This is a genomic window from Chamaesiphon sp. OTE_75_metabat_556 (assembly GCF_031378165.1).
Lineage (GTDB): Bacteria > Cyanobacteriota > Cyanobacteriia > Cyanobacteriales > Chamaesiphonaceae > Chamaesiphon.
The window spans coordinates 1-4936 of sequence record NZ_JANNDR010000140.1 but is presented as its reverse complement, the minus strand read 5'-3'; the positions used below and the strand labels follow the sequence as shown (position 1 = coordinate 4936).

Sequence of the window (4936 nt, the reverse complement as noted above, 5' to 3'; positions counted from 1 at the left end):
TATCAACTATCAACTATCAACTATCAACTATCAACTATCAACTATCAACTATCAACTATCAACTATCAACTATCAACTATCTTAACTAGTTCTCAATTCTTGGGCTGCTAGATAGATTTGGCTCCATTCGCCCATTACTTGATTTGTTTTAATTTTGAGAGATTTGGCGATCGTTTCGACAGCAGTTCCGGCTTTCAGTTCCAGCATAATCTCGCATTGTTTGGGTTCTAAACCATTACAAAACTGCTCCCATTGATGAGGAGTCAATCCCAGATTATGTTCTTTTAATGAGATATGCAGCCATTGTGAAACCAATTCTGACTCTGCCTTGATCGCAAAAACCTTGAGCGTATGGTAATTGATTTTTTCGCGGAGCCGATAGACTTGCTTGATATCCATCTTCAAGGCGATCGCGATCGCGTCTGGCGTTTTACCTTGGAGATAGAGCGTCAACCATTTTCCGGCTGCGGGACTGACATTCTCGACTAGATAATCGTGGAGTGTTTCTTTAACTCGATCGCGTGCGACTTGGGTTTCTTCCCACTGTTGCTGTTGGTGATAGTCGTCTTGGGCTTGTTTATCGAGCAAGCTAAAAGTCGAGTCACTATCGCTAACGATTTCATCCGACACCAATTTAACCAGCTCTTTTTGCGGTACATTCGTCACGCCACCTTTTTGAGATCGGCGCAGATAGTTGACAAAGCGATGGGCGAGGAGCGGTTGATTGCGAATTGGGCGGAGGCAATATTCCTCAATACTCGCAAATAATAAAGTATCCCGCAGCCGAGGATTTTTGGTACATTGGCCGATCCAAGCAATTTGCTGTTGAATGTATTTATCACCTTGCAACATCTCCTGAATCACTTCTTGCAAGACATCCACCACCTGCCGCTGGCGATCGTTACTGAGTGTCAACCACGCCCGAATTTTGTCGCGCAAAATCGCCAAACCGCCGAGCCGCTGCATCAAATTTTTATAAGCCCGCTCTGGTGGCAATCCCAAGTATCGCTGCACCAAGATCCGCAAGCGATAATCCATCGCGCGATTGGCAATTTTCAAATGTTCGGGATCGAGGGTTTCGAGCCGTTCCCGATTTTCGCCGATCAACCAGTTGAGAATGCTCTGTTGGGTAGTCTGATCTCGATCGCTACATTCGGCGGCGATGCGAGTCTCCCATTCGGCGGCGATGCGATCTGTGATTACCTGCGTCATCTGGTGATTGCTCCTGTCCCCTCGGTTTAAATTTAAGGTTGCGATCGGCACTGGTGCCAACTCACAATATAGCTGACGATCGATCGTCAACGGTGCGGCTGAATGGCTTGTTCTAGATCTACTCATGCTGTCAAATTCAGTGACGTCAACCGATGATTGGGTTGCACAATCGCGAATATGCACATCTAACCACTGAATATCTTCAAACCGCAAATCTACAGCGATCGAATCGCTGTTACTAATTAATCAAAATGAAACAATCAAATATCCATTCTGAAACTTAGCACCAGTAACACTCGACCCCTTCAACTGCGGCGGCAAGACAATATTGCGGCGTTGATCTCCAGCCTCGATCGTCACCTCTGGCCCCGATTGCGTCAGCTTCACTTGGGTTTTGTCAAAACCAGGTAAATACAGCCGTACCTCGCGCTTAGAGATGTCAATGGCGATCGGTTTGGGTGCCGCTACTGCCTGACTAAAATCGGGCATCGCATCGATTAAGGGTTGCCAATCTGTACCCACCCGCGTCGGGATTGCCGAGATGCCTAAGGGATCGAATTCAGCGATGAGTGCATCCGTCACCGTCCCGCGATTGAGCAAGACGCCGCCGATCGTCAAGCCTGACTGCTGGGCACTCCCCCATAAATATTTAGCCGTCGCAATTGCGGCTGGCTCCTCCGTGGTAATGAGATAACCCGCCACGCGCTGAGGATTGCCGATGACAGCTTGACTTTTGGCGAGAAAACTATTTGCTGCTTGCATCGGTGCCGAGACTGCGCTCTCGCCCGTCCAGGCGATCGCCGCGATGGCAGCCATCGCTGGTTGCAGAATCGGTGCCACGGTCCGCCACAAGTCGGATTCTTCTACTACTGCAACAAACCGCCGCAGATACCAGCTTAGACTATCGGCCATTCCCGCCATGCGTAAGGTCGTCAAATCGCCAGTGCCATCGTAGACGATCGTGTCGTACTTACCACTAGCATCGTACTGGCGCAGGGCATTGAGCGCGATCGCACTATCCATCCCTGGCAAGATTGCCAATTCTTGACCGTAAACATTGCGTAACAGTGGCGATCGCAAGTAGCGCGCCTCAATTTGCTTGACCTCCTCCCAGCCGCGCTCGATCGCGACAGTAGCCGAGATTAGGACTACTTCCAGATTTGCACCAATCGATTGGGGTTTATCAGTGAGGGGAACACCCAGCAAGATCCCCGTCGCGGGCGTGGGATCTTGACTGACAAATAATACCCGCCGACCCAGGTTAGCTTGTTGTTTGGCAGCGGCGATCGCCACTGTCGTCCGACCGGAACCGCCTTTACCAAGGAAGGTGAGAATTTGGGGCATATTATTCTACGACTTTGAGTTCATCTTCAAAAAACCAGGTACTAGTTTTGTCTTCAAACTGGACAACAGCACCGACGCCGCTACCATCTGTCATTTTGAATTCTGTAATAGTACCTACCTTACCTAGTTTACTCACAACGCCATTCGATACGCGATCTCTGAGGCGAAAAACTTTGACTTGTTGACCGATTTCCATTGAACTTAAAGGTTATTGATATAATTTCTCCATCCCACAGTGTACCGGAATTCAGCGATCGGATTAACTCGCTAGCGATCGATTCAGCCGATCGTCGTTCGCGACAATTCCCGACGAGCTGCCATCGTACTGTAATCAATTGTTGAAATATGCCAGACTAGTAAAGCGTATTTCATCCTTGCAGGGACTTTATGATGACTACCAGACGTGATTTTCTCTATTTACTCGGTGCCGGCACTACGAGCACCTTTTTCGGAGTCACTACACCCAGTTGGGCCGCCGATAATACTGCAACAACACCTAAACCCAATCTATTTATACTGCCGCCACTCACCTACGCTTACAACGCCTTAGAACCGCATATCGACGCCACGACGATGAAATTTCATCATGACAAGCACCATGCTGCTTATGTCAAAAATTTAAATGCTGCGATCGCCAAATATCCCCAATTGCAATCCAAGACGATCGAGCAACTGCTGACTAGTTTGGGCACATTACCCAAAGATATCCAAACCACCGTCCGCAATAATGGGGGCGGACATTACAACCATACGATGTATTGGCGGATTATGGGACCAAAAGGCGGCGGTGCCCCCACCGGATCGATCGCGACAGCCATTCAAGCTCAATTTGGTTCGTTCGATACTTTCAAAACCCAATTTAATGCGGCAGGTACCAAATTATTTGGCAGTGGCTGGGTATGGTTGGTAAACGACAAGAACAAACTCAAAATTATCACCACACCCAATCAAGATAGTCCAATTTCTCAAGGCTTATCTCCAATTATGGGTAATGATGTCTGGGAACATGCCTATTACCTCAAGTACCAAAATCGGCGTCCCGACTACTTAGCTGCCTGGTGGAATGTCATTAATTGGACTGAAGTCAATAATCGGTTTGCCAAAACGCAGAAAGCTTAGATTTAGTTGATAATTGATAATTGATAGTTGATAGCTAACGTTCTATTACAAGGATATAGGATTGGGATCGCGAGTAGTCCGATCCTATATCCCTGTAGCAGGTGGAGGATTTAGACCGATCTTTTTTGATAAGAAAATTGATGCAAATATGAATAGTAATGAATTAGCAAAATATATCGAAGAGACGGATGGCATGGGTAAATCATGGCTATTAGTGCAACTTCGCTTACAAAAATTGGCCGAAGCTAAACCCAATTTATCCTCAGAAGAATATATTGTCAGATTAGAGGATATTCACCGCGATATGATGAATCTCGGCGAATGGTGGTTGGGAGTGGAAAACGAAGTATTTTGAAGTGGTGTCATCATCAAGAAAGGGAGCGTCAATCGATCGATTGACGCTCCCTTTCTTGATGGCTGGAGACTACCTGTCTTTTTGATTTAGAGATTTATAGTCATGCTCTGTTTGGAGCCAATCGCGACCGAGTTTAATCGTCACATCAGAATAAAGAGTACCCGAACTATCAACTTTTACTTCTCCAAATCCCAAGATCTTCGACAAGCCTTCAGCAACTTCTGGATTGCCTTTTTGGGCGATAAATTGACTGGTCGTCAGATCTTCTTTAATTTTGAGGTTGCTATCGAGATGTACGTTTTGATAACCAGCTTTATTCAAACGCTTAATCAATCTGGCAGTCGCATCTGGGAAGTGACTGGTATCTTGGATATTGATCCGCAGATTTTCGGCTTTGGGTTGTTCTAGGGAAATTTGGCCGTGGTCGAAGTAGCGGGCCATCATATTTTGGATGTTCTTCTCGTCGGGGAGCCAATAACTAGTGCCATGTTTGCCATCACCATTGTAGTCACCAGGCATCATCAGTGACTGCATTTTAGATTTGCCATTTTGCATCGAGAAGCCACCCAAAGCTAGCAATTCTTCGACTGTGAGATTGGTATCGACTTGGTTTTGGATGACGGAAAATAGTTGGGGAATTCTGGTCAGTGTCATCGGATTGAGTGCTTGTTCCATCAAGGCTTTCATGACCATTTGCTGGCGTTGCATCCGACCGATATCGCCATTAGCATCGTGACGGAAGCGGAGTAATCCCAATAATTTGATCCCGTCAAGATGTTGTTTGCCAGCCTTGAGGTTGACATAGAAATGTTGGGAGTCATCTTGGTATTTAATATCTTTGGGTACCGTGACTGTGACTCCGCCGAGTTCGTCTACCAGTTTGGCGACGCCGAGATTATTAAACCA

6 protein-coding genes are annotated in these 4936 nt (G+C 46.8%); 2 read left to right on the top strand and 4 right to left on the bottom strand.

The window, feature by feature from the left end:
- Positions 1 to 81: 81 nt before the first annotated feature.
- From RMO27_RS06000 to RMO27_RS05990, 3 genes are all read right to left on the bottom strand, one after another.
- Positions 82 to 1212 (bottom strand): HetZ-related protein 2, encoded by a 1131-nt coding sequence (locus RMO27_RS06000; RefSeq protein ID WP_396133621.1) that lies wholly within the window; start codon positions 1210 to 1212, stop codon positions 82 to 84.
- 246 nt (positions 1213 to 1458) lie between these two features.
- Positions 1459 to 2556: an ArsA family ATPase gene (locus RMO27_RS05995; protein WP_309730495.1), complete on the bottom strand. Its 1098-nt coding sequence runs from the start codon at positions 2554 to 2556 to the stop codon at positions 1459 to 1461.
- 1 nt (position 2557) lies between these two features.
- Positions 2558 to 2752, bottom strand: a complete 195-nt coding sequence (locus RMO27_RS05990; RefSeq protein ID WP_309730492.1) for a DUF2862 domain-containing protein — start codon at positions 2750 to 2752, stop codon at positions 2558 to 2560.
- A gap of 191 nt (positions 2753 to 2943) precedes the next feature.
- On the opposite strand from RMO27_RS05990, the gene RMO27_RS05985 reads away from it, so the two are divergent.
- Both RMO27_RS05985 and RMO27_RS05980 read left to right on the top strand, forming a co-directional pair.
- Positions 2944 to 3675 (top strand): superoxide dismutase, encoded by a 732-nt coding sequence (locus RMO27_RS05985; protein ID WP_396133620.1) that lies wholly within the window; start codon positions 2944 to 2946, stop codon positions 3673 to 3675.
- A 148-nt stretch (positions 3676 to 3823) separates the two neighbouring features.
- The gene (locus RMO27_RS05980) at positions 3824 to 4030 is read left to right on the top strand and encodes a hypothetical protein (protein ID WP_309730486.1); all 207 of its coding nucleotides are present in this window, start codon (positions 3824 to 3826) and stop codon (positions 4028 to 4030) included.
- 69 nt (positions 4031 to 4099) lie between these two features.
- Here the strand turns inward: RMO27_RS05980 and RMO27_RS05975 are convergent.
- Positions 4100 to 4936 (bottom strand): LCP family protein (locus RMO27_RS05975; protein ID WP_309730483.1); only part of this gene is annotated, 837 nt, incomplete at its 5' end.

Excerpts from the sequence above, each read along its gene's own strand:
- RMO27_RS05990 (WP_309730492.1), bottom strand. The coding sequence starts at position 2,752 with ATGGAAATCGGTCAACAAGTCAAAGTTTTTCGCCTCAGAGATCGCGTA.
- RMO27_RS05995 (WP_309730495.1), bottom strand. The coding sequence starts at position 2,556 with ATGCCCCAAATTCTCACCTTCCTTGGTAAAGGCGGTTCCGGTCGGACG.
- RMO27_RS05980 (WP_309730486.1), top strand. The coding sequence starts at position 3,824 with ATGAATAGTAATGAATTAGCAAAATATATCGAAGAGACGGATGGCATG.
- RMO27_RS05985 (WP_396133620.1), top strand. The coding sequence starts at position 2,944 with ATGATGACTACCAGACGTGATTTTCTCTATTTACTCGGTGCCGGCACT.
- RMO27_RS06000 (WP_396133621.1), bottom strand. The coding sequence starts at position 1,212 with ATGACGCAGGTAATCACAGATCGCATCGCCGCCGAATGGGAGACTCGC.